We start from the raw sequence: 22,408 nt of genomic DNA, 5'->3' as shown, positions 1-22,408 counted from the left end.
GTGGTCACCTCGCTAGAAGCGTGGGACACCGTCTGGCGGCGCAACCAGCATCTCGTCGCTGGACTGCTGCGCCGCGACCCCGACCTGCGGGTGCTGTTCGTCGAGCCCGCAACGGACCCGCTGCATGCTGCGCTCGGCGGAGGTGAGTCCCGACGTGGGCGGGGACTTCGTCCCGAGTCCGGGCAGAGCGGCATACCGGCTGGGCGGCTCTGGCTTCTCGAACCGACAAAGTGGCTACCCCGGCGAGTCGACGCCCGGGTCGACGAGCGCTGGGCCAGGCAGGTGCTGAGGGCGACCCGCAAGCTCGACTTCGTCGACCCGGTGTTGTGGGTCAACGACCCGACCGGGGCGCTGCTCGTATCGGCGACCTCGTGGCCCTCGCTCTACGACATCACCGATGACTGGACCGCGGCCGAGCGACCCACGGTCGCTATCGAGCGAGTCATGGCGCAAGAAGCGGTGCTGCTCTCGCGCTGCAACGAGGTGGTCGTGTGTTCGCCCCGGCTCGCAGAGACCAAGGGAGCGACCCGGCCCGTGACCCTCATCCCCAACGGCGTGGACACGGCGGCGTACCTGATCGAGCACGAGCGTCCAGCCGACCTTCCCGCCGGCGCTGTCGCGCTCTACGCCGGCACGCTGCACTCGGACAGGCTCGACATCGAGCTGTGCGTCATGGTCGCCGAGGCCTTGACCGGCCCTGGGCACCTGGTGATGCTCGGCCCGGACGCGCTGCAGCCGGCGGAGCGTGCGCGGTTGGTGGAGGCAGGGGTGATCCTGCTCGGCGCACGCCCCAGTGACGCCGTGCCCGCCTATCTACAGCGCGCTGACGTGCTCGTGGTTCCCCACGTCGTCACGCCGTTCACTGACAGCCTCGACCCGATCAAGGCGTACGAGTATGCCGCCTCCAACCGTCCCGTGGTCGCGTCCCCGGTGGCCGGCTTTCGAGATACCGGCGACCCGCATGTCGTCGTGGCGCCCGACGACTATTTCGTCGCAGCGGTGTTGAACGCGCTCGCCGTGCCGACGGAGGCCGGCGCCGAGCCGACCGGCAGGGCCTCGAGTGCGGCCGTTCGCACGGACAAGCATCGGCCGCTCGGAGCGATCGACTGGAGCCATCGAGTTGAGCAGATGGCCACGGTCATCGCTCGCCTGACAACGGTGGGGAAGAGGGCATGACCAAGGAGCGTGCCGCTGACCTGGCCGTCGATGTCCAGGCTCTCGGCGTGACCGTGCGGATTCTCGTGCCGAGCCGTGAGATGCATGCGGCGGTCGAGCGGAGCTGGGGACTATGCCTCGCGCAGAGCAACGGCGGGTCCGGTGAGATTGTCGCGACGGTCACGGCCGCGGCGCCGGACGACGACACGGAGGACGCGCTGGCCCGGGCCATGCCGGGCCTGACTCAGCAGGTCACGGCGGCTGCCATCCGTGCTCGGACGGGCTCTTTGCTGATGTTCCACGCCGGCGCCCTGTGCGACCAGGAGACTGGTGCAACTATCGCCGTCGTTGCGCCAGGTGGCACGGGCAAGACGACGGTGGTGCGCACGCTCGGACCGGGGCGCGGCTACCTCACCGACGAGACCGTGGGGGTCAAGCCCGACGGCTCGGTGGTCCCCTACGCCAAGCCGCTGTCGGTTCGTCGTCCGGACGCGTTCATGCACAAGGATGAGATCCCTCCCGACGAGCTCGGACTTGAGCTGCCCAGGGTCGACCCCTGGCTCGCAGCCCTGGTCGTGCTGCGGCGCGACCTGGATCGCGGTGAGCCGGTCCGCGTCGAGCGGGTCGACCTGCTCGAAGCCCTGGTGGCCCTGGCTCCGGAGACCTCTTCACTCGCAGCCCTGGACCGCCCGTTGCGTGTCCTCGCCGATCTCGTCGAGCGAGTGGGGGGTTTGCGCATTCTGCGCTACCACGACGCGGAGGACCTCGAGCCAGTCGTCGCTGCGCTCTTGCTGGGGGCCGCATGAACAAGACACAGGGCGAGGTCTTCGTCCGGTTGGCCGATGTCGTGGACCGGCTGGACACCGATGACGGCAGCGCCGTCCTGGTCGCGACGAGCCAAGGTCATCGGGTCGCCGTGCTCTCACCGCTGGGCTCGGCGCTGCTCGATGTGCTCGATGGTGCGGATGGGCACCCGATCAGACTCGACGCGCTCGTCCGAGCGCTTGTCGACCGGCTCGGCCGGCCCGTCGGTGTGGACCCGCAGCAGGCGGTGTGGGAGGCTGTCCACGCACTTTCCGACGAGCACGTTGTCGTGGCCGAATCGTGACCTCTGTCGTTCGTCCACAAATGACACGAACGGGCTATGCAGGGCGCCCGTATCCGGTATGTTGGCACCGCGTCTCGGGGTAATCATCGAGTGGGGGATTTATACATGTCGAACAACCATGGCGTCGAGTCGTCGACGTCTCCGAGCCGGCGCTCGGTTGTCAAGGGGGCAGCGTGGGCGGTTCCGGCGGTGGTCGTCGCTGGTGCTGCACCCACCGTTGCCGCTTCCGAGGGACTGCTGAGCTTCACCGGTCGGGCCTGCAAGCTCCCCGGTAACTCTTCGAGCACCTTCAAGGGCTTCGTCTTTGAGATGGTGGCGAACAACGTGCTGGGCCCCAACCCACGCGACGCCATCACGGAGATCACCAACATCACCGTGCAGGGGATCGCGGACGTCGGCACCTTCAAGATCAAGGTCGTTGGCGGAAACCTGTCGTGCACGTGCAGCAACTGTGCCGGCACCAACCCGGACCACGTCTTCTGCACGCCGGACGGTGTGACCGGCCAGCGCGTCTTCGTCTACACGTCGGCGAACATCACCGGGACGAGCGCCAACTCCGTGGTGACCGTCAGCTACCGGGTCTTCGACTGCAACAACACCGTGAACTGCGGTAGCCCGAGCGGTACGCAGACCGCCACGACGCTGCTCGGCACCACGCCGCCCACCCAGGAAGGCGGCGGCGGGTCCTGCCCGATCCCGGCCGACGAGATCTTCCCGCTTCCCTGATCTTCAGCAATCAGCGAGACGCAGTGACGCGGGCGCCATACGGCGCCCGCGTCCTGCGTCTCTTGCACGTCCAGCTGCCTGCTCTGCGCAGGCCGCCCGCCCGACCTGTCAGGTGCTGATCTGAAGCTGGCCGTGGATGTCGGCCACGAAGGCCGGCACGGCCTCGCTGCCGACGACTGGTCCGCCAGCAAGTAGGCCGTCGACGCCGAGCAGCACGGCCGAGGGCGTCGAGGTCGTGCCGAACGACTCCCTGACCCATCCGTCCAGGTCGTGGATCGTCTTGGGCTCCATCGCCGAGGCGAGTGACGACGCGTCGGCGGGCGCGGCCAGCACGAGCCGGACATCGATCTGTGGCATTGCGGCGCGCCACTCGGGCACTGCCGCAATGATCCCCTCGCAGCTGCCGCAGGTCTCCGAGACGAACAGCAGCAGCTGAGCTCGGGTGGTCGACAGCTGGCGCAAGGTCGAGCCCGAGCCGTCGGCGAAGGTCACGGGGACTGCCGGGGTGCGTGTCCGCAGGTAGTCCCCTTCCTCCAACCCGTACGTGCTCGACGTAGCCTCGCTGCCTCCGGCCGCAAGAGCCGGCCCGCCGACCACGAGCAGCGTCGTGACCGCGGCTGCGGCCGCGGACGCTAGCCACCACCAGGGGGCGGTGCCGTCGACGACGCGTCCGATCAGCGAGTCGCCGCCGAACGACCCGACGAGGCCCAGCACCGCCAAGGCGACGAGCCACCCGTTGCGCACCACCGTGCGCCGGCCGATCTGCCCCGGCGCGAACTCGCCGAAGCACGCGCAGTCCACCGGGACGTCGAAGCCCAGCGCGCGCACGACGAGAAGCAGGTATGCCGTGAAGAGCAGCACCGAGGCCACCGCGGCTACGACGCCGAGCCAGCCGCTCGCGACGAGGAGCAGCAGCGCGAGCAGGATCTCGCCCCAGGGCAGCGCCTCGACCGCCGGCGTGCTGTTGAACGGGGCGGGCACCCTCAGGTCGCGGAACGCCTCGGCCGAGCGTCGCGGTGATCGGAGCTTGCCGACGGCGCTGACGACCAGGACGACGGCGAGGATGGCAGGTGCGATGGCGAGGGCGTCAGACGGCACGACCGCATTCTAGGCAGCCCGGCGCGACCGGCCCGGGGGAATCCCTGTCGGCGGACTCCTGCACAATCTGCGCATGCGCATCGTGTCGGCCAACGTCAACGGCATTCGCGCCGCCGCCCGTCGCGGGGCGGTCCCATGGCTGCAGCAGGCGGCTCCGGACGTGCTGTGTCTGCAGGAGGTCCGCGCGAGCGACACCGAGCTGGCCAAGGTGCTCGCCGAGATCGGTATGGGGGACTGGTCGGTCGCGCACACCGAGGGTGATGCGAAAGGACGCGCCGGGGTGGCGGTCGCGACCAGGGAGCCCCACACGGCATACGCGGTGGGGCTGGACGGCGACTTCGCCGACGCGGGGCGGTGGGTGGAGGCGGAGGTCTCCACACCCTTCGGGCCCATGACCATCGCCTCGACCTACGTCCAGACCGGTGAGGCAGGGACCGACCGGCAGACGGTCAAGTACGCCTTCCTCGAGGCCATGACCCGCAGGATGGGGCGCGCGGCTGCGGCGGGCGGCCTCATGGTCGTCACGGGCGACCTCAACATCGCCCACCGCGAGGCGGACCTCAAGAACTGGAAGGGCAACCTGACCAAGTCCGGCTTCCTCGAGGCCGAACGGGCCTACCTCGACCGGTGGTTCGAGGCGGGCGACTGGACCGACGTGCACCGGCGACTGGCGGGCGAGGGCCCAGGCCCGTACACCTGGTGGTCCTGGCGGGGAAAGGCGTTCGACAACGACGCCGGCTGGCGGATCGACTACCAGCTCGCGACCAGACGGCTCGCCGAGCGGGCCACCGGGGCTTACGTCGGCCGGGCCCCGACGTATGCCGAGCGGTGGAGCGACCACGCACCCGTCGTCGTCGACTACGCCCTCTGACTTCCGGACTCCGTGCGGTCCCGGCCGGTCTATGGGCCAGAATGCACCCATGCCTTCGACGCCCACCGTCCCGACCTCCACACCGCGCAGCCTGTCCGGCATGCAGCCGACGAGCGACTCGCTCCACCTCGGCAACTACATCGGTGCGCTCGTCGAGTGGGTGCGGCTGCAGGAGACCCACGACGCGTACTACTTCGTCGCCGACCTGCACGCCCTCACCGTGGCCACCGACCCGTCGGTCTTGCGGGAGCGCACCCGGATCACGGCAGCGCAGTTCATCGCCGGCGGCGTGGACCCCGAACGGTCGGTGCTCTTCGTCCAGAGCCACATCTCGCAGCACACCGAGCTGAACTGGATCCTCAGCTGCCTGACGGGGTTCGGCGAGGCGAGCCGGATGACCCAGTTCAAGGACAAGTCGGCCAAGGGCACGAACACGAACGTCGGGCTCTTCACCTACCCGGTCCTCCAGGCCGCCGACATCCTCATCTACGACGCCGACGTCGTGCCGGTCGGAGAGGACCAGCGCCAGCACCTCGAGCTCTCGCGCGATCTCGCGATGCGGTTCAACACCCGCTACGGCGACACGCTCGTCGTCCCGGAGCCGCACATCATGAAGGCGACGGCGAAGATCCAGGACCTGCAGGACCCGACCGCCAAGATGAGCAAGTCGGCCGCAACGGACGCCGGCCTCGTCAGCCTGCTCGACGAGCCCAGCCGCGTCGTCAAGAAGATCAAGTCGGCGGTCACCGACACCGAGCGCGACATCCGGTTCGACGAGGAGAACAAGCCCGGGGTCTCGAACCTCCTGTCGATCCACTCCGCCCTGTCCGGCCGCTCGATCGGCGAGCTCGAGGCCGACTACTCAGGCAAGGGCTACGGGGACCTCAAGAAGGATGTCGCCGAGGTCGTCGTCGAGGCGGTGACGCCGTTCCGCGACCGGACCCTGGAGCTGATGACGGACCCGGCCGAGCTCGACCGCATCCTTGCCGACGGCGCGGCGCGCGCCCGGGAGGTCGCGGAGGCGACGGTTCGTCGGGTCTACGACAAGGTCGGCCTGCTGCCGCGACCGGGCCGCTGAGCGTTCGCTTGGCCGCCTGCGCGGTTGGGCTGTTGAGCGCGTCCGTCAGTGGCTCAGGGCAGCGCGGACTCCAGAGCGAGCTCCTCGATCGCGGCCGCCAGCTGCCTTGTGGTGAAGCGGTCGACAACGTGCTGCCGGCGGCGTGCGGCGTCGTCGTCGTCGCTGTCCCGGCTCTCGATGCCGTCGAGAGCGCGACGCATCGCGGCTATGTCGCCGGGTGGGACGAGTCGCACTACTCCCGGCGCGACGTAGTCCCTTATCCCGCTGACGTCGCTCACGATGACCTCGTTGCCCATTGCGAGGTTCTCGAGCAGGACCGTCTGTCCGGAGGAGACGGACGACTCGCGCAACGGGATCACGAGCGTTCGCGCGGCGGCATACAGGCGACGAAGATCAACAATCGGCACGTCCGAGCGGAACTCGACGCGTTCGGCACCTGGCACCCTCTGAGCTGCGGCACGGTTGGCTGGATCGGTGACGATGACGCACGTCGTCCGGTCGAGGCGGTCGTCGAGGGCCGCGACTAGGGTGGGGAAGTCCTTGCCGTCATTCGTTCCCACCGAGAGCACGTCGGGACCCCCACTGAGATCGTCTGAAGGGACGAACCAGGCCACGTCGACGCCCATGGGTACGAAACGTACCCGCCTCGACGGCACTCCCAGCGCCACTGCCAGCGGCTCGCGCTGGCTCGACGCGAAGACAGTCACGACGTCGGCACCGCGAAGGGCCCATCGGTACGTACGGCCCTTTCGACCACGTCGCACGGCGTCGAGCGCAGCGACCGTAAGCACGACGACCGGCCGGCGCAGCAGCCCCACCCGCCGCAACGCGAGCGCCGGCAGCGCTGCAGCCTCATGGGTGGCTACGATGACGTCGATCTGCCGCTGGGTGCGCAGCAACCACAGGCCCTGTGCGAGCATCCAGCGGGCGGAGCTGCGGTCTCGACGCCCCGGTCGCGTGAGATGCCGCACGTCGTGGCCCCGCTCCGCCAGCTCCCAGATGCCGAACAGCCGGTGCGTGGGCACTTTTCCATCGAGTACGTCTCGGAACTCGTGGCTCCAGTCGGAGACGAAGAGCACGGCGATCCGCAGTCTGGGCTGGTGCGGTGCTGTCTTCGGCTCGGTCACGCAGTCAGGTTAGGCACGTCAGCGTCTGAGCGCACGGACCGTTCGATACTGTCGGACTCGTGAGTGTTGGCCATCCCACGACGATCGGTGTCTCGATCCCGATCCCGTCACCGCACGGTGAGTTCCTCCAGGAGCGTCGCGCCGGCTTCGGTGACCTGTCCGCATGGCAGATCCCCGCTCACATCACGCTGCTGCCTCCCACGGAGGTCGACGACGACCTCTATGCCGCCTTCCGCGAGCATTGCGCCAAGGTCGCCGCCGCGCATGCGCCCTTCAGGGTGGTACTGCGCGGCACCGGAACGTTCCGACCCGTCTCCGACGTCGTCTTCATCCAGGTCGCTCAGGGGGTGTCCGCCTGCGAGGGGCTGGAGGCGAACCTGCGCTCGGGTCCGGTGGAGCGGGAGCTCGACTTCAACTACCACCCCCACGTCACCATCGCGCACAACGTGCCCCTCGAGGCCCTCAACCGTGCTTTCGACGAGCTTGCGGACTTCAGCGTCGCCTTTCCTGCGACCGCCTACTACCTCTACGAGCTGGGCGCGGATGACGTGTGGCGGCCGGTCTACGAGTTCGAGCTGTCGGGAGGCTGACCGGTGCCGAGGCTCCAGGCGGTGACCGCGTGGGTCAAGGCCTCGCGACCGTATGAGGCTTGGCTGCGCTACGCCATCGCCAACGGCAACCTCCTGGCGGCTGGGGTCGCGTACTTCGCGTTCTTCTCGCTCTTCCCGGCCCTGGCGCTCGCCTTCGCGGTGTTCGGGACCATCCTGAAGGACCGGCCGGACGTCATGCAGACCCTCGTCCAGTCGGTCAACGACGCGTTCCCCGGCATGGTCAAGACACCGGAGACCCCCAACGGCGTCATCAGCATCCAGGCGCCTTCCAGCCTGACCCTGACCATCACCGGCGTAATCTCGTTCGTCACCCTCCTGCTCGCCGGGCTTGGCTGGGTGGGCGCCTTGCGCACCGGGATCCGGGGCTTGTTCGGCCTCAAGGCGTCGAGCGACAACGTCGTGTTCCGGCGGGTCCGCGACCTGTTCGCCCTCGTGACGCTCGGGGCGGCCATCCTCGTGTCGGCCTTCGTCACGAGTGCGGTCGGTGGCTGGACAGGCACCGTCGCAAGCTGGCTCGGGCTGAGCGGCACCGGACCCTTGGTCGGCGTGCTCGGGTTCGTGCTCGGTGTCACCCTAGACACCGCCATCATGGTCATCCTGCTGCGAATGTTCTCGCGGATCTCGCTGCCGTGGCGTAACGTCCGCGACGGCGCCGTGCTCGGCGCGCTCGCGATCACGCTGCTCAAGCTGATCGGTGGCTACCTCGTCAGCCGGGTGACGTCGAACCCACTTCTTGGCGCCGTCGCCGTCTCGGTCGGCCTTCTCTTCTGGCTCAACCTCATCTCGCGCATCATCCTGCTGTCAGCGGCGTGGGCCGCCGCGAACGTCGACGTCGAGCGCTTCGGCGAACCCGGAATCGGCCCGTCCATCGAGCGGCTCGGCATCCCGACGACGGCGACGGCCCAGGACATCGCGACGGGAGGTGGGGGGGCACGCCCGGATGCCGTAGCCGCTCCGTTGCCGCCTGCCCAGTCACCACCCGCCGAGCTGCCGCACGCGGGCCGGGCCGCGTCGCGAAAGACCGACCTGCTCAGTGTCGCTGCGGGCATGGTGCTGGGTGTAACGGCGATGATGGGCCTGAACACGATTCGGAAGGGTTTCGGCGGTCGCCGGTCACCCACGGTTCTCAGGGAGTGACGTGCAACCACCGCAACAGGACGTCTATGTGGACAACGCCCGCCTCGACGTGGCGCCCCACGTGCCCCGCGGCGCTCGCTCGGCGCTCGATGTAGGTTGCGGCAGCGGGGGGTTCGGGCCCACCCTTCGTGCCTTGCTCGGTCCGTCGGCCCGCATCGTCGGCATCGAGGCGGTCACCAGCCAGGCCGCACATGCACTCGAGGGGCACGGCTTCGACGACGTGCTGCAGGGCTACTTCCCCGATGTACTGGAGGGCAGCCGGGAGCAGTTCGACGTGATCTGCTTCAACGACGTGCTCGAGCACATCCTCGACCCATGGGGGGTTCTGAGGCAGGTGCCCCGGTACCTCACGCCGAATGGGCGTGTCGTTGCCGCGATCCCGAGCATCCAGTACGCGCCCGTCGTCTACAAGCTGCTCCGAGGTCGCTGGGACTACGTCGACCAAGGGACCCTCGATCGCACCCACGTCCGCTTCTTCACCCGGGCCACGATGGTCGAGATGTTCCGGGACTGCGGCTTCATCGTCGAGAGCTGTGTGGGCGCCAACACGATGGGCCGGCGCTGGGCAGACAGCGCCAGCCGGATCCGGCGGCTGGCGTCACGTGTGGTGCCGCTGCCCTTCGGGGACATGAAGTACGTCCACTTTGTGCTGGTAGCCCGTCCGGCCTGACGGCTTGACCCGAGGCCCTTCGGAAGTCAGGAGGACGTTCCCTCGCGGCGGCGGCGGGCTCGACGGACACCCAGGATGGTGGCGATGGCGACGACCAGCACCGCGAATGCGCCGCCTCCGACGAGAAGCAGCGACCCACGGCCCGATCCTACGAGGGACGCCACCGCCAGCTCGACCGACGACGGCGGGGGCGTGGTGATACCGGCGGCGGGCGTCGCCGGTCCGGCCGAGGGCGTCGCGGCTGTCGCCGTCGTCGCGCTCGGTGGTGTCGCCTCGCCCGGTGAGACGAGACGTCCGACCGGCGTGACCCGCCCCGCGTTGGCGAAGCCCCAGTCGAGCAGCGCCGCGGTCGGCTTCCACGAGCCGGTGACGCTGCCCATCTGGGCGACCACGAGAGTGCGGCCGCCGCGCGTCGCGGCGCCGATGAACGTGTGCTGGGCACGATCGGTCCGGCCCGGCTTGATCCCCACGGCACCCGGGTAGTGCCTGAGCAGGTCGTTGATGTTGTAGATGTGGAACGGCTTCCACACCTTGCCCAACAGGTCCTTGCCACCCGGGAAGACCGCGTCGCGCTTGACGATCGTCGAGCGGAAAGCCGGGAGCAGCATGGCCTGCCGGGCGATGAGCGCAAGGTCGTAGGCGCTCGAGCGCTGGTTGCCCTCGTCGAGACCGCTCGGGTCGACCACCAAGGTGTCGAAGGCGCCGATCTGCTGGGCCGTCTCGTTCATCAACGCCACCGTGCGGTCGTAGCCGCCGGCCGCGTCGGCCAGCGTGTAGACGGCGTCGTTGGCCGAGAACATCAGCATCGCGTCGAAGAGGCTGTGGACCGGGTAGGGGTTGCCGGCGATGATTCCCACCCGCGATCCCTCCGCGTTCTGCGCGTCCGTGCTCGCTCGGACCACGGTGCGGGGGTCGAGCCGCGGCATCAGGGTCAGCGCCGTCAGCGTCTTCAGCGTGCTCGCCGGGCGTAGCCACGCGTGCGGCGACTTTGCGGCCAGGATCTCGCCGGTGCCGAGGTCGGCGATGACGTAGGAGACGTCGAAGACGTCAGGGGGTGCAGGCACCCCTGGACGGGCGTCGACCACGACGCCGGCCGACCCGAGCCGGGAGCCTCCGACGACCGTGTCCGCGGCCCATGCGGGGTGGGCGAACGGCGTGGGAGGCGCGTTACGGCATACGGTCCGCGGCTTGGCGGGTTTGGCGGGTTTGGCGGGCTTGATCGGCGCGCCGGGGCGCGGTGGCGTCGTAACCGTCGCCTTTGGCGTCACGGGAGCAGTCGTGGGCGTCGTCGGCCCGGCGCTCGGGAACACCCGTGGGGTGAGCACGACGCCGGGCGGCACGACGGTCGGGGTCTGCCAGGGCGCACACGTCGGCCCGGCGGCCGGAGCAGCGGCGGGCGCGACGGCGTGCCAGGCAGCGGGCGCGGGAGCCGGGGCGCCAGCCGACCCCATGCCTGGTGCGATGGCCGGCTCGGTGGCTCCCGCAGTCGTCACGGACAGGCTCAGTGCGGTTGCGCTGAGCAGGGCGCCCGCGACGGGGATCGTCCACGGGCGTCGCTGGCTCCGGTCAGCAGTCGTCATCGCCGGGAAAGACTAACCCGCCCCGGAGGTCCGGGGCGGGCGGTCGGACGAAGTGTCGCCAGGTCTACAGCACCTCACGGTGGACGAGCGCGTGGCGCAGGTCCCGGTTCAGCTGGTTGATGACGTCGAGCGGGATCTCCTTGGGGCAGGCCAGGGAGCACTCGCCGATGTTGGTGCAGCCGCCGAACCCCTCGGCGTCGTGCTGGCTCACCATGGTGACGACCCGCGCGTCACGCTCCGGCTGGCCCTGCGGGAGCTCGCCCAGGTGAGTGATCTTCGCGCCCATGAAGAGCATGCCGGAGGCGTTGGGGCACGCCGCGACGCAGGCGCCGCAGCCGATGCAGGCCGCGGCCATGAAAGCCCGGTCCGCCTTCGGCTTGGGCACGGGGACCGAGTGGGCCTCCGGCGCCGCGCCGGTGTTCGCGCTGATGAAGCCGCCGGCCTGGATGATCCGGTCGAACGACGTGCGGTCGACGACGAGGTCCTTGATCACCGGGAAGGCGTCGGCCCGCCACGGCTCGATGGTGATCTCGTCGCCGTCCTTGAACGAGCGCATGTGCAGCTGGCAGGTCGTCGTGACCTCGGGGCCGTGCGCCTTGCCGGAGATCATCAGACCGCACATGCCGCAGATGCCCTCGCGGCAGTCGGAGTCGAAAGCGATCGGCTCCTCCCCGCGGGCGTTCAGCTGCTCGTTGAGCACGTCGAGCATCTCGAGGAAGGACATGTCGGGGGAGATGTCCGTGACCGGGTAGGTCACCATCTCGCCCTTCGCCGTCGGACCGGACTGGCGCCAGATCTTGAGGGTGAGGTTCATCGGGGTGTTCTCGGTCACTTGTAGCTCCGCTGCTTCATCTCGACGAACTCGTAGACGAGGTCTTCCTTGTGCAGGACGGGTGCCCCGCCCTCACCGCCCCACTCCCACGCCGCGACGTACGCGAACTCGTCGTCGTGGCGCAGCGCCTCGCCGTCCTCGGTCTGGCTCTCGGCGCGGAAGTGCCCACCGCACGACTCCCGACGGTGCAGGGCGTCGATGCACATCAGCTCGCCGAGCTCGAGGAAGTCGGCGACGCGGCCGGCCTTCTCGAGGCTCTGGTTGAGGGTCTCGGCGGACCCGAGCACCTTGAGGTTGCGCCAGAACTCGTCGCGCAGCCCGCGGATGAGGTCGATGGCCTTGAGGAGGCCCTCCTCGCTCCGCTCCATGCCGCAGTACTCCCACATGATGCTGCCGAGCTCACGGTGGAAGGAGTCGACCGACCGGTCGCCGTTGATCGACAGCAGCCGGGACACGCGGGAGTCGACCGCCGCCTTCGCCTCGACGACGTCGGGATGGCTCTCGTCCAGCTGGGGGTACGGACCCTTGGCGAGGTAGTCGCGGATGGTGTGCGGCAGCACGAAGTAGCCATCGCCCAGGCCCTGCATGAGGGCCGAGGCGCCGAGCCGGTTGGCCCCGTGGTCGGAGAAGTTCGCCTCACCGGTGACGAAGAGGCCGGGGATGCTCGACTGGAGGTCGTAGTCGACCCACAGGCCGCCCATCGTGTAGTGCACCGCGGGGTAGATGCGCATCGGCACCTCGTAGGGGTTCTCGCCGGTGATCCGCTGGTACATGTCGAGCAGGTTGCCGTACTTCTCGGCGATCGCCTCGGCGCTCATCCGCTTGAGCGCGTCGGTGAAGTCGAGGTAGACGCCGCGGCGGAAGTCGCCGACCTTCGGGCCGACACCCCGGCCCTCGTCGCAGACGTACTTCGCTGCGCGAGAGGCGATGTCGCGGGGGACCAGGTTGCCGAACGAGGGATAGATCCGCTCGAGGTAGTAGTCGCGGTCCTCCTCGGGGATCTGCCGCGGGTCCTTGTCGCAGTCCTCGGCCTTCTTGGGCACCCAGATCCGCCCGTCGTTGCGCAGCGACTCCGACATGAGCGTCAGCTTGCTCTGGTGCTCGCCCGAGACCGGGATGCACGTCGGGTGGATCTGCGTGTAGCACGGGTTGCCGAAGTAGGCGCCCTTGCGGTGCGCGCGCCACGTCGCGGTGACATTGCTGCCCATCGCGTTGGTCGACAGGAAGAAGACGTTGCCGTAGCCACCGCTCGCCAGCACGACGGCGTCGGCCAGGTGGGTCTCGACCTCACCTGTCACCAGGTCGCGGGCGATGATGCCGCGGGCCTGTCCGTCGACGACGACGAGCTCGAGCATCTCGTGGCGGCTGAACATCTCGACGGTGCCGGCGGCCACCTGGCGCTCGAGCGCCTGGTAGGCGCCGAGGAGCAGCTGCTGCCCGGTCTGGCCGCGGGCGTAGAACGTCCGCGACACCTGGACCCCGCCGAAGGAGCGGTTGTCGAGGAGGCCGCCGTACTCGCGCGCGAAGGGCACGCCCTGCGCGACGCACTGGTCGATGATGCTGGTGCTGACCTCGGCGAGGCGGTAGACGTTGGACTCGCGCGAGCGGTAGTCACCGCCCTTGACCGTGTCGTAGAAGAGGCGGTAGGTCGAGTCGCCGTCCTCCTTGTAGTTCTTGGCCGCGTTGATGCCGCCCTGGGCCGCGATCGAGTGCGCGCGACGCGGGGAGTCCTGGTAGCAGAAGGTCTTCACGCGGTAGCCGGCCTCACCGAGCGTCGCGGCGGCCGCGCCTCCCGCGAGCCCGGTGCCGACGACGATGACCGAGAGCTTGCGCCGGTTGGCCGGGTTGACCAGGGCCGCCTCGAACTTGCGCGTGCTCCAGCGGTCCGCGATCGGTCCCTCGGGCGACTTGGTGTCCTGGATCGGGTCGCCCTCGGAGTAGAGGCCGTGGATGAGCGGTGCGTTGGCTGTCGTGGTCATCGGTCAGCTCCCCTTGACGATTCCGAACAGGATCGCGAGCGGCGGCAGCGCGAACCCGACGCTGATGACGAGCGCGATGATCGTGGCCTGGTACTTCGCGCGCCTCCGGGTCCGGGCGCTTCCGGTCCACCCGAGCGTCTGCGCTGCGCTCCAGACGCCGTGCCACAGGTGCAGGCCGAGGGCCACGAGAGCGAGCAGGTAGATCAGCACGACCCACCAGACCTGGAAGCTCGAGATGACGAGCTCGCCTGCGCTGTCACCGGATACGGCGTCCGGGCCGACGTTGAACTTGAGGATCGTGAACTGCAGCAGGTGCCACACGAGGAACAGCAGGATCGCCACTCCGCCCCAGCGCATCACCTTGCTCCGGAGCGTCGCCTTCGCCGCCTCCTTGGCGACGTAGCGCGTCGTCCGAGCCCCGCGGGCCCGGCTCCACAGGTAGAACGCCGACCAGGCGTGCACGACGAGCGCGACGACGAGCAGGACCCGCAGGATCCACAGCAGGCCACCGAACGGCAGGAACGGCGTGAACATCGTGCGCAGGTGCAGGGCGTAGTCGTCGAACTCAGCGACACCGCCGAAGATCTTGAGGTTTCCGTACATGTGCAGGAACACGTAGAGCACGAAGAACGCACCGGACACGGCCATGAGCAGCTTCATGAACACGGTGGTGCGGTGTGCCGCGGCAGGTTTACGTGCCCCCGCCTCGGGGAGAGTGTTGGTGGCCACGGACGCACCTTATCGCCGCGCTTCGGCGCCCCCGCTCGCTACTCCGGGGTAGACGGTCGACTGTGACAATTTCAACAAAGCGCGTTCCGTATGCCGTCACGCGCCCTCCTCGACGGGTGGGCTGGGGCTCAGGACTTGCGACGGCCGATCTTGGAGCCGAGCCAGACGAGTGGGTCGTAGTGCCGGCCGGCGACCCTCTCCTTCATCGGGATGATGGCGTTGTCGGTGATCCGGATGTGCTCGGGGCAGACCTCGGTGCAGCACTTGGTGATGTTGCACATCCCGATGCCCTGCTGGTCGCGGGCGAGGTCGGCGCGGTCGGTGCGCGCGTCGAGGGGGTGCATGTCGAGCTCGGCGGCACGGATGAGGAACCGCGGCCCGGCGAAGGCGTCCTTGTTGGCCTCGTGGTCGCGCACGACGTGGCAGGTGTTCTGGCAGAGGTAGCACTCGATGCACTTGCGGAACTCCTGCGAGCGCTCCACGTCCACCTGAGCCATCCGGTACTCACCGGGTGCGAGGTCCGGCGGCGCGAACGCCGGGATCTCACGGGCCTTGGCGTAGTTGAAGGACACGTCGGTGACGAGGTCGCGAACGACCGGGAACGTCCGCATCGGGGTCACCGTGACCGTCTCGCCCTCGGCGTAGGTCGACATCCGCGTCATGCACAACAGGCGGGGTATGCCGTTCACCTCGGCGCTGCACGACCCGCACTTGCCCGCCTTGCAGTTCCAGCGGACCGCGAGGTCACTGGCCTGCGTGGCCTGGAGCCGGTGGATGACGTCGAGGACGACCTCGCCCTCGTTGACCTCGACGGTGTAGTCGACGAGCTCGCCGCCGGTCTCGTCGCCCCGCCAGACCCGGAACGTCGCGTCGTAGCTCATGACCCGCTCCCTTCGCTTCGTCCGGCCGGCTCGGGCAGGGCTGCCAGCTCGTCCGGGGTGAGGTACTTGCCGAGCTCGGCGCGCGTGAACAGGGCCAGCAGGTCGTCGCGCATCGGCGGGTTCGGCTGCTCCTCGACCGTGATCCCGGTGCCGTCCTGTGTCATCGAGCAGATGAGGTTCTTCGAGCGCCACTCGGGGTTCATGCCGGGATAGTCGTCGCGTGTGTGCCCGCCGCGGCTTTCCTTGCGCTGCAAGGCGGCTCGCGCGACGCACTCGCTGACGGCGAGCATGTTGTGCAGGTCGAGCGCGAGGTGCCAGCCGGGGTTGAACTGCCGGTGGCCTTCGACGGTGAGGTGCCGGCTGCGCGCCCTGAGGTCCTCGAGGGCGGCCAGGGCTCGCTCGATCTCGGGCGCGGTGCGGATGATGCCGACGAGGTCGTTCATCGTCTGCTGCAGCTCCTGGTGGAGCGAGTACGGGTTCTCGCCGCCCTCCTCCTCGAACGGCGCGAGCGCCGCCGCGGCCGCGGCGTCGATGGCCGCCTGCGGCGCCTCGGGCCGCGTCTGCCCGAGCCCGTCGACGTATGCCGCAGCGCTGGCCCCGGCACGGGCGCCGAACACGAGCAGGTCCGAGAGCGAGTTGCCACCGAGCCGGTTCGACCCGTGCATCCCGCCCGACACCTCGCCGGCGGCGAACAGCCCTGGCACTCGGGCGGCTGCGGCCGTGTCGGGGTCGACCTCGACACCGCCCATGACGTAGTGGCAGGTCGGTCCGACCTCCATCGCCTCGGTCGTGATGTCGACGTCGGCGAGCTCCTTGAACTGGTGGTGCATCGAGGGCAGCCGCTTCATGATCTCGGCGGCGCTGCGGCGCGAGGCGATGTCGAGGAAGACCCCGCCGTGGGGCGACCCGCGGCCTGCCTTGACCTCGGAGTTGATCGCGCGGGCGACCTCGTCACGAGGGAGCAGCTCCGGTGGTCGCTTGTTGTTGTCGGGGTCGGTGTACCAGCGGTCGCCCTCCTCCTCGGTCTCGGCGTACTGGCCGCGGAACACGTCGGGCACGTAGTCGAACATGAACCGCCGACCCTCGGAGTTCTTGAGGATGCCGCCGTCGCCGCGCACCGACTCCGTGACGAGGATTCCCTTGACCGACGGCGGCCACACCATGCCGGTCGGGTGGAACTGGACGAACTCCATGTTGACGAGCGTCGAGCCGGCCCGGAGGGCGAGCGCGTGGCCGTCGCCGGTGTACTCCCACGAGTTCGAGGTCACCTTGAACGACTTGCCGATCCCGCCAGTGGCGAGGACGACGGCCGGTGCGTTGAACCGCACGAAGCGGCCGGACTCGCGCCAGTAACCGAAGCCGCCGGCGACGGTCCCGTCGGCGTCCCGGAGCAGCTCGGTGATGGTGCACTCGGCGAAGACCATGAGGCGGCTCTCGGCGTCGCCGGTCTCACGCGCGTCGTCCTGCTGGAGCGAGACGATCTTCTGCTGCAGGGTCCGGATCAGCTCGAGGCCGGTGCGGTCCCCGACGTGAGCGAGCCTGGGGTACTCGTGGCCGCCGAAGTTGCGCTGGCTGATCCGCCCGTCCGCGGTCCGGTCGAACAATGCGCCGTACGTCTCGAGCTCCCACACCCGGTCGGGAGCCTCCTTCGCGTGCAGCTCGGCCATGCGCCACGAGTTGAGGAACTTGCCGCCTCGCATCGTGTCGCCGAAGTGCACCGACCAGCTGTCGTTGCTGTTGACGTTGCCCATGCTCGCGGCGATCCCGCCCTCGGCCATGACCGTGTGGGCTTTGCCGAAGAGGGACTTGCACACGATCGCGGTGCGCATGCCCGCCTCGCGCGCGGCGATGGCCGCACGAAGCCCGGCTCCTCCGGCACCGACGATCAGGACGTCGTAGTCATAGGTCTCGAGCTCGGCGCTCATCAGTTGACGAACCTCAGATCGGTGATGGCCCCGATGGAGACGAGGGCGATGTAGGCGTCCGTGAGCATGAGCGTGCCGAGGGTGATCCAGGCGAGCTCCATGTGCCGCGTGTTGAGCCGGGACACGACGGTCCAGGCGCGGTACCGGACGGGGTGCTTCGAGAAGTGCTTGAGGCGGCCGCCGATGAGATGGCGGCACGAGTGGCATGACGTCGTGTAGAGCCAGAGGAAGCCGACGTTGACGACCATGATCACCGTGCCCAGGCCGATGCCGAAGCCGCCGTCGGCGCCGTGGAAGGCACGGATGGCGTCGTAGGTGTTGAGGGCCGAGACGACGAGGGCCGCGTAGAAGAAGTAGCGGTGGATGTTCTGCAGGATCAGCGGAAATCGGGTCTCACCGGTGTACGACCCGTGGGGCTCGGCCACCGCGCAGGCCGGCGGCGACAGCCAGAACGACCGGTAGTAGGCCTTGCGGTAGTAGTAGCAGGTGAGGCGGAAGCCGAGCAGGAACGGCAGGATGAACAGCGCGAAGGGCACGAAGGGCGGGAACTCGCCGAACCACGTGCCGAAGTCGCGGGACGCCGGGATGCACGATGCGGAGACACAGGGCGAGGAGAACGGCGAGAGGTAGTGGTACTCCTCGACGAAGTAGGCCCGCTGAGAGACGGTCCGCACGAGTGCATAGAGCAGCCACAGCGTGAGCAGGACGAAAGTGACGACCGGCTGAACCCACCACCGGTCGACTCGGAGCGTGCGTTCCGCGAGCTGTGCTCTGCCGGGGGCGCCGACACCCCCTGGGGCAGAACCGCCCGACGCCGACCCATAGTCGAGTCGCGTACCACTCATCGTCAGAACCTCCACCGTCGTTGGCCGGGCGCCGTCGATCACTCTAGGTCCGGGCCCGCCTCGATGGTGGTTGTTGACGCGATCGCTTTGTCGGCGTGGCGGCTCAGGCGGCCGGCGCGCGCACGCCTGCGTCTCGACGGACGGCGAGCACGTGCTCGTAGTGCTCCACGAGACGCGCGACGACGCTCGCCCACGACCGGTCGCGGACCCGTTCGAGACCGCGCCGGCCGAGGTCCGCACGGTGCCGCTCGGACGCGAGCACCCGGCATACCTGGTCGCGCAGGGAGCCCTCGCCCGTGGGGTCGAACAGGTAGCCGTTCACGCCGTCGTCGACGAGGTCGACAGGGCCGCCCGCCCGGGGCACGACGACGGGCAGGGCGGTCGCGCCGGCCTCCTGGATCGTCTGGCCGAAGGTCTCGGCGGTGCCTGTGTGGACGAACACGTCGAGGCAGGCGTAGGCGCGGGCCAGGTCGTCGCCGTGGCGCGCACCGAGGAACACGGGGGAGCGGTTCGGCCGGCCCGGCGACGAGGCGACCGCCTCGGCGAGCACCGCTCCGAGCACGGCTCGCGACGGGCCGTCGCCGACGACGACGAGACGCGTGCCCGGCAGGTCGGCCAGCCCCGCGAGCCGCTCGACCTCCTTCTCCGGCGCGAGCCGTCCGACGTAGCCGATGAGCAGCTCCCCGTCCGGCGCAAGGTCCCGGCGCATCGCCCGCGTCAGAGCATCCAGGCGCCAGGCCGGGTTGAAGAGTGCGGCGTCGACACCCCTGCCCCACAAGGCAGTTCGCGGCACATCGTGGCTGCGGAGGTCAGCCAGCGACGGGGTCGACGGTGCCAGCGTCAGGTCGGCCCACGAGTGGATCCGTCGGATCCACCGCCAGGTCGTCGCGGCCGCGGCGGTGCCGGCCGCTCCTGGCGTGTGCTGCCGCACGTACGCGGCCATGTCGGTCTGGAAGACGGCGACGCTGGGCAGCTCGAGCCGGCGGGCCGCGGCGAGGCCGCCTGCCCCGAGCACGAACGGGCTGGCGACATGCACGACGTCGGGTGCGAACCCCTCGAGCACGCGTTCGATCTCGGGCATCGGCAGCCCGACGTCGAACTGCCGGACGGGCAGGGACGTGACGCGGTGGACGGCCGCGCCGAAGAAGGTGACGGGACCCTGCTCCCGGGTCCTCGGTGCGATGACGGTGACGTCGTGCCCACTCTCGGTGAGGTGCTCGACGACCCGGCACACGCTGTTGGTGACGCCGTTGACACTCGGTAGGAACGACTCGGTCACGATCGCGACTCGCACAGTTCCACAGTGCCGACCGCAGGTCGCCGGTGGGCGACCTGCGGGGGTGTGTCCGATGGCGGGTGGGTGACAACCCTTCTGACTACAGGTTGCCCCTCACCGTCCCTGCTTGAGACACACCTGAGACACGGACGTCGGCACACAGACGTAACCGGTGGCCACGAGCGCGCGGACACGGGCCACATAGGCGTTCCACTGCGGCGCGTCCGGCTCGGGCTGGAGCGTGTCGTCGACGATGACCGCGTCGGCCGTCGGCAGGCACGCAGCCACGGCCTGGAGCGTGGCCGCAGTGTCGATGGAGTACTGGTGGAAGCGTGGGCAGGCGAGCGCCTCGTCGCGCAGCCCGATGGCGTGGGCCGTGACGTCGTTCGAGCCCGCGCGCGCGTAGGTCCCAACCTGCGGCAGCCTTTGGAGCACCCGGCTGTCCGGCGAGGGGCCGCGGAGCTCCTGGACGTGCCCGCCGAGGTCACGAACGGCCGTGAGGGAGTAGTAGGGGTGCAGGGCGCCGCCGATGAGGTATGCCGCGAGGGCGACGGCGACCACCGCCCGCCAGCTCTCGGTTGGCTGGGACAGGCGCTCGGCGACCAGGACAAGCGCGAGCGCGCCCGGCACGTAGAGGGCCTGCAGATGATGCGGCCAGGTGGCGGTGACGGCGATGACAGCCAGCCCCAGCAGCAGGGTCACAGCTGTGGCATCCCACAGCATGGCTCGGACCAGCGCCGCGTCAGCAGGCCCAGCAGGGCCGCCCGACCCCGGGGCGGTCGAGCGGCGGATGACGAGCAGCGCGAACACGATCGAGGCGACGGTGGCGAGGCCGGCACCGCGCGAGTCCTCTGGAAAAGCGCGGAGCACGTGTCCGACCGCACCGCCATACCGTGACGCCGACAGGTCGCCCTCGGCGTACTGGACGTTGGCTTCGAACGTCTGCAGCCAACCGCCGAGCTCGCCGCGCCCCCACAGGACACCGACGCCCGCGATCGCGGTCACTGCCGCAGCGGCTCCCGCCCGCAGCAGTCCACTCCAGGCACGGCGGTGGATGGCGACCACGAGGACTGCTGCGACGGCGACGGGGACGACGATGAGCTTGAGGAACAGGATCAGGGCGACAACGATGCCCGCGACGACCCACCGCCTGCGGGCCGCGACGGCGACCGCCGCGAGGATGAGGGCGACCCCGGGCAGGTGCGTCATGCCCGGCTCGTAGGCCGCGCCGGTCAGCAGAAGGGGCACTCCGCCGAAAGCCGCGGCGAACGCGAGCAGGCGCGGTACACCGGCCATACGCGCGATGGAAAAGACGGCCACCGCAGCGACGACGACCCAGAGCACCTCGATGACGATGTCCGCGAGCGGTGTGGCGAACCGGCCGGCCGCGAGCAGGTAGTAGAACAGCGGGTCCTTGTTGTCCCAGACGTCGACGTACAGTCGGTCACCGGCGAGCAGGCGCTCGGCGACGGAGACATAGGTCCCGTGGTCGCCCGTCGTGCCTGGCACGAGCCGGGGGAGAGCGACGGCCCAGGCGAGCGCGACCATCGCGACGGTGGCGCCCGCGCCGGTGACACTGCGCGCGCCGGTCGCGGCGGACTCCCTTGAGGCGGTTGCCGTGGCCATCGCTGCTCAGGTGAGGTCGGTGCGTCCGAGGGCGGTGAGGGCCTCGACGATCTTCTTGACGTCCTGGGCCCGGTCGGGGCGCGTGATGAGCAGGGCGTCCTGGGTGTCGACGACCACGAGGTCCTCCACCCCGATGAGGGCCACGAGGCGGCCACCCGTCGCGACCGTGGCCCTCGAGTCGATCGTGATGATGTCATCGGCCGGTCCGATGGCCGTGATCCCCGGGAGCTCGGCCGAGGGAGCCACGAGGCCGGCCAGGGACGCGAAGTCTCCGATGTCGTCCCAGCCGAGAGCGGCCGGCACGACGGCGACCCGTCCCGCGGCGGCGGCCGGCTCGGCGACGGCATGGTCGATGGCGATCTTGGGCAGGGTCGGCCACAGGTCACGCATCCGTCGCGGGTCGGCCGCGATCGTCCTCAGGTGGGTGACCATGTCGGGGTGCTGCTGCGCGAGCAGCTCGAGCAGGGTCGTCGCTCCGACGACGAACATGCCTGCGTTCCACCGGTACTCACCCGTGGAGAGGTATGCCGTGGCGGTCGCCTTGTCGGGCTTCTCGACGAACTCGTCGACCCGGTGCGCGCTCGGGGCGTCCGGGACGTCGAGGCGGGCACCGAGCCGGATGTAGCCGAAGCCGGTCGCCGGGTGGGTCGGCTCGATGCCGATGGTGACCAGCTCGCCCAGGCGGGCCAGGGCCACGGCCTCGGTGACCGCCGCTCGGAAGGCGTCCGGCTCGGTGATGACGTGGTCGGCCGCGAAGGAGCCGAGGACGGCCTCCGGGTCGCGACGCTCGAGGATCGCCGCAGCGAGGCCGATGGCCGGCATCGAGTCGCGCGGCGACGGCTCTCCGACAACCGCGTCATGGCCGAGCATCGGCAGCTGCGCCCGGACGGCGTCCTCGTGGGCGGTGCCGGTGACGACCAGCATCTGCTCGCCGACCAGTGGCTCGAGGCGGTCCCACGTCGCACGCAGCAAGGACTGCCCGGACCCGGTCAGGTCGTGCAGGAACTTCGGTGACTGCCGGCGCGAGATCGGCCAGAGTCGCGTGCCGGCTCCGCCGGCAGGAATCACGGCCCAGAAGCCGGGGATCGCAGTCATGGAGCACACCGTAGCGACTGATCCGCCGACTGATCCGCCGACTCAACCGCCGACGCAAT

At 69.6% G+C, this 22,408-nt stretch carries 21 protein-coding genes; 9 read left to right on the top strand and 12 right to left on the bottom strand.

Going from position 1 to position 22,408, the window contains the following annotated elements:
- From ACYVLP_RS16560 to ACYVLP_RS16545, 4 genes are all read left to right on the top strand, one after another.
- Nucleotides 1-1,176, top strand: a complete 1,176-nt coding sequence (locus ACYVLP_RS16560) for a glycosyltransferase (protein ID WP_460628442.1) — start codon at nucleotides 1-3, stop codon at nucleotides 1,174-1,176.
- Nucleotides 1,173-1,961: a hypothetical protein gene (locus tag ACYVLP_RS16555; protein ID WP_460628441.1), complete on the top strand. Its 789-nt coding sequence runs from the start codon at nucleotides 1,173-1,175 to the stop codon at nucleotides 1,959-1,961. Before ACYVLP_RS16560 ends, ACYVLP_RS16555 begins: the two co-directional genes overlap by 4 nt.
- The gene (locus ACYVLP_RS16550) at nucleotides 1,958-2,263 is read left to right on the top strand and encodes a hypothetical protein (RefSeq protein WP_460628440.1); all 306 of its coding nucleotides are present in this window, start codon (nucleotides 1,958-1,960) and stop codon (nucleotides 2,261-2,263) included. The genes ACYVLP_RS16555 and ACYVLP_RS16550 overlap by 4 nt, the downstream gene beginning before the upstream one ends.
- 105 nt (nucleotides 2,264-2,368) lie before the next feature.
- Nucleotides 2,369-2,989 carry a hypothetical protein gene (locus ACYVLP_RS16545; RefSeq protein WP_460628439.1) on the top strand — a complete coding sequence of 207 codons (621 nt, stop codon included), beginning with the start codon at nucleotides 2,369-2,371 and terminating at the stop codon, nucleotides 2,987-2,989.
- Between the two features lie 108 nt (nucleotides 2,990-3,097).
- Here the strand turns inward: ACYVLP_RS16545 and ACYVLP_RS16540 are convergent, their stop codons facing one another.
- Nucleotides 3,098-4,087 carry a MauE/DoxX family redox-associated membrane protein gene (locus tag ACYVLP_RS16540; RefSeq protein ID WP_460628438.1) on the bottom strand — a complete coding sequence of 330 codons (990 nt, stop codon included), beginning with the start codon at nucleotides 4,085-4,087 and terminating at the stop codon, nucleotides 3,098-3,100.
- A gap of 73 nt (nucleotides 4,088-4,160) precedes the next feature.
- Here ACYVLP_RS16540 and ACYVLP_RS16535 point away from each other — a divergent pair, with 73 nt between their 5' ends.
- Nucleotides 4,161-4,958 carry an exodeoxyribonuclease III gene (locus ACYVLP_RS16535; protein WP_460628437.1) on the top strand — a complete coding sequence of 266 codons (798 nt, stop codon included), beginning with the start codon at nucleotides 4,161-4,163 and terminating at the stop codon, nucleotides 4,956-4,958.
- Between the two features lie 31 nt (nucleotides 4,959-4,989).
- Nucleotides 4,990-6,036, top strand: a complete 1,047-nt coding sequence (trpS, locus tag ACYVLP_RS16530) for a tryptophan--tRNA ligase (RefSeq protein ID WP_460628436.1) — start codon at nucleotides 4,990-4,992, stop codon at nucleotides 6,034-6,036.
- A gap of 53 nt (nucleotides 6,037-6,089) precedes the next feature.
- Here the strand turns inward: trpS and ACYVLP_RS16525 are convergent, their stop codons facing one another.
- Nucleotides 6,090-7,163, bottom strand: coding sequence for a glycosyltransferase (locus ACYVLP_RS16525; protein ID WP_460628435.1), 1,074 nt, complete (start codon nucleotides 7,161-7,163; stop codon nucleotides 6,090-6,092).
- A 59-nt stretch (nucleotides 7,164-7,222) separates the two neighbouring features.
- Between ACYVLP_RS16525 and ACYVLP_RS16520 the strand changes: the two genes are divergently transcribed.
- Genes ACYVLP_RS16520 through ACYVLP_RS16510 form a run of 3 tightly spaced genes read left to right on the top strand, consistent with a single transcriptional unit; the run spans nucleotide 7,223 to nucleotide 9,581 of the window.
- Nucleotides 7,223-7,753, top strand: a complete 531-nt coding sequence (locus tag ACYVLP_RS16520) for a 2'-5' RNA ligase family protein (protein ID WP_460628434.1) — start codon at nucleotides 7,223-7,225, stop codon at nucleotides 7,751-7,753.
- Between the two features lie 21 nt (nucleotides 7,754-7,774).
- Nucleotides 7,775-8,911 (top strand): YihY/virulence factor BrkB family protein, encoded by a 1,137-nt coding sequence (locus tag ACYVLP_RS16515; RefSeq protein ID WP_460628433.1) that lies wholly within the window; start codon nucleotides 7,775-7,777, stop codon nucleotides 8,909-8,911.
- A 1-nt stretch (nucleotide 8,912) separates the two neighbouring features.
- On the top strand, nucleotides 8,913-9,581 hold the full coding sequence (locus tag ACYVLP_RS16510) for a class I SAM-dependent methyltransferase (RefSeq protein ID WP_460628432.1): 669 nt from the start codon (nucleotides 8,913-8,915) through the stop codon (nucleotides 9,579-9,581).
- Nucleotides 9,582-9,607: 26 nt separating this feature from the next.
- Here ACYVLP_RS16510 and ACYVLP_RS16505 read toward each other — a convergent pair whose 3' ends face one another.
- From ACYVLP_RS16505 to ACYVLP_RS16460, 10 genes are all read right to left on the bottom strand, one after another.
- Entirely contained in the window at nucleotides 9,608-11,161 is a 1,554-nt protein-coding gene (locus ACYVLP_RS16505) for a D-alanyl-D-alanine carboxypeptidase family protein (protein ID WP_460628431.1), read from the bottom strand.
- A gap of 64 nt (nucleotides 11,162-11,225) precedes the next feature.
- Nucleotides 11,226-11,975, bottom strand: a complete 750-nt coding sequence (locus tag ACYVLP_RS16500) for a succinate dehydrogenase/fumarate reductase iron-sulfur subunit (RefSeq protein ID WP_460628676.1) — start codon at nucleotides 11,973-11,975, stop codon at nucleotides 11,226-11,228.
- A 14-nt stretch (nucleotides 11,976-11,989) separates the two neighbouring features.
- Complete coding sequence (locus ACYVLP_RS16495; RefSeq protein ID WP_460628430.1) at nucleotides 11,990-13,972, bottom strand: fumarate reductase/succinate dehydrogenase flavoprotein subunit; 1,983 nt, start codon at nucleotides 13,970-13,972, stop codon at nucleotides 11,990-11,992.
- 3 nt (nucleotides 13,973-13,975) lie between these two features.
- Complete coding sequence (locus tag ACYVLP_RS16490; RefSeq protein WP_460628429.1) at nucleotides 13,976-14,701, bottom strand: succinate dehydrogenase cytochrome b subunit; 726 nt, start codon at nucleotides 14,699-14,701, stop codon at nucleotides 13,976-13,978.
- Between the two features lie 128 nt (nucleotides 14,702-14,829).
- On the bottom strand, nucleotides 14,830-15,582 hold the full coding sequence (locus ACYVLP_RS16485) for a succinate dehydrogenase/fumarate reductase iron-sulfur subunit (RefSeq protein WP_460628428.1): 753 nt from the start codon (nucleotides 15,580-15,582) through the stop codon (nucleotides 14,830-14,832).
- Entirely contained in the window at nucleotides 15,579-17,507 is a 1,929-nt protein-coding gene (locus ACYVLP_RS16480; protein WP_460628427.1) for a fumarate reductase/succinate dehydrogenase flavoprotein subunit, read from the bottom strand. The genes ACYVLP_RS16485 and ACYVLP_RS16480 overlap by 4 nt, the downstream gene beginning before the upstream one ends.
- Nucleotides 17,507-18,352 carry a hypothetical protein gene (locus ACYVLP_RS16475; protein WP_460628426.1) on the bottom strand — a complete coding sequence of 282 codons (846 nt, stop codon included), beginning with the start codon at nucleotides 18,350-18,352 and terminating at the stop codon, nucleotides 17,507-17,509. Before ACYVLP_RS16475 ends, ACYVLP_RS16480 begins: the two co-directional genes overlap by 1 nt.
- Nucleotides 18,353-18,455: 103 nt before the next feature.
- Entirely contained in the window at nucleotides 18,456-19,646 is a 1,191-nt protein-coding gene (locus tag ACYVLP_RS16470) for a glycosyltransferase family 4 protein (protein WP_460628425.1), read from the bottom strand.
- A gap of 96 nt (nucleotides 19,647-19,742) precedes the next feature.
- Complete coding sequence (locus tag ACYVLP_RS16465; protein WP_460628424.1) at nucleotides 19,743-21,254, bottom strand: hypothetical protein; 1,512 nt, start codon at nucleotides 21,252-21,254, stop codon at nucleotides 19,743-19,745.
- Nucleotides 21,255-21,260: 6 nt separating this feature from the next.
- Nucleotides 21,261-22,349, bottom strand: coding sequence for a mannose-1-phosphate guanylyltransferase (locus tag ACYVLP_RS16460; RefSeq protein ID WP_460628423.1), 1,089 nt, complete (start codon nucleotides 22,347-22,349; stop codon nucleotides 21,261-21,263).
- Nucleotides 22,350-22,408 lie beyond the last annotated feature (59 nt).

The organism is Intrasporangium mesophilum (genome assembly GCF_054783095.1).
Note: the sequence above shows the minus strand (reverse complement) of the source record. Positions and strands in the feature narration are given on the sequence as shown.

Coding starts and splice junctions, on each gene's coding strand:
- ACYVLP_RS16505 (WP_460628431.1), bottom strand. CDS start 11,161: ATGACGACTGCTGACCGGAGCCAGCGACGCCCGTGGACGATCCCCGTC.
- ACYVLP_RS16475 (WP_460628426.1), bottom strand. CDS start 18,352: ATGAGTGGTACGCGACTCGACTATGGGTCGGCGTCGGGCGGTTCTGCC.
- ACYVLP_RS16500 (WP_460628676.1), bottom strand. CDS start 11,975: ATGAACCTCACCCTCAAGATCTGGCGCCAGTCCGGTCCGACGGCGAAG.
- ACYVLP_RS16555 (WP_460628441.1), top strand. CDS start 1,173: ATGACCAAGGAGCGTGCCGCTGACCTGGCCGTCGATGTCCAGGCTCTC.
- ACYVLP_RS16485 (WP_460628428.1), bottom strand. CDS start 15,582: ATGAGCTACGACGCGACGTTCCGGGTCTGGCGGGGCGACGAGACCGGC.
- trpS (WP_460628436.1), top strand. CDS start 4,990: ATGGGCCAGAATGCACCCATGCCTTCGACGCCCACCGTCCCGACCTCC.
- ACYVLP_RS16495 (WP_460628430.1), bottom strand. CDS start 13,972: ATGACCACGACAGCCAACGCACCGCTCATCCACGGCCTCTACTCCGAG.
- ACYVLP_RS16465 (WP_460628424.1), bottom strand. CDS start 21,254: ATGGCCACGGCAACCGCCTCAAGGGAGTCCGCCGCGACCGGCGCGCGC.
- ACYVLP_RS16545 (WP_460628439.1), top strand. CDS start 2,369: ATGTCGAACAACCATGGCGTCGAGTCGTCGACGTCTCCGAGCCGGCGC.
- ACYVLP_RS16550 (WP_460628440.1), top strand. CDS start 1,958: ATGAACAAGACACAGGGCGAGGTCTTCGTCCGGTTGGCCGATGTCGTG.
- ACYVLP_RS16480 (WP_460628427.1), bottom strand. CDS start 17,507: ATGAGCGCCGAGCTCGAGACCTATGACTACGACGTCCTGATCGTCGGT.
- ACYVLP_RS16460 (WP_460628423.1), bottom strand. CDS start 22,349: ATGACTGCGATCCCCGGCTTCTGGGCCGTGATTCCTGCCGGCGGAGCC.
- ACYVLP_RS16535 (WP_460628437.1), top strand. CDS start 4,161: ATGCGCATCGTGTCGGCCAACGTCAACGGCATTCGCGCCGCCGCCCGT.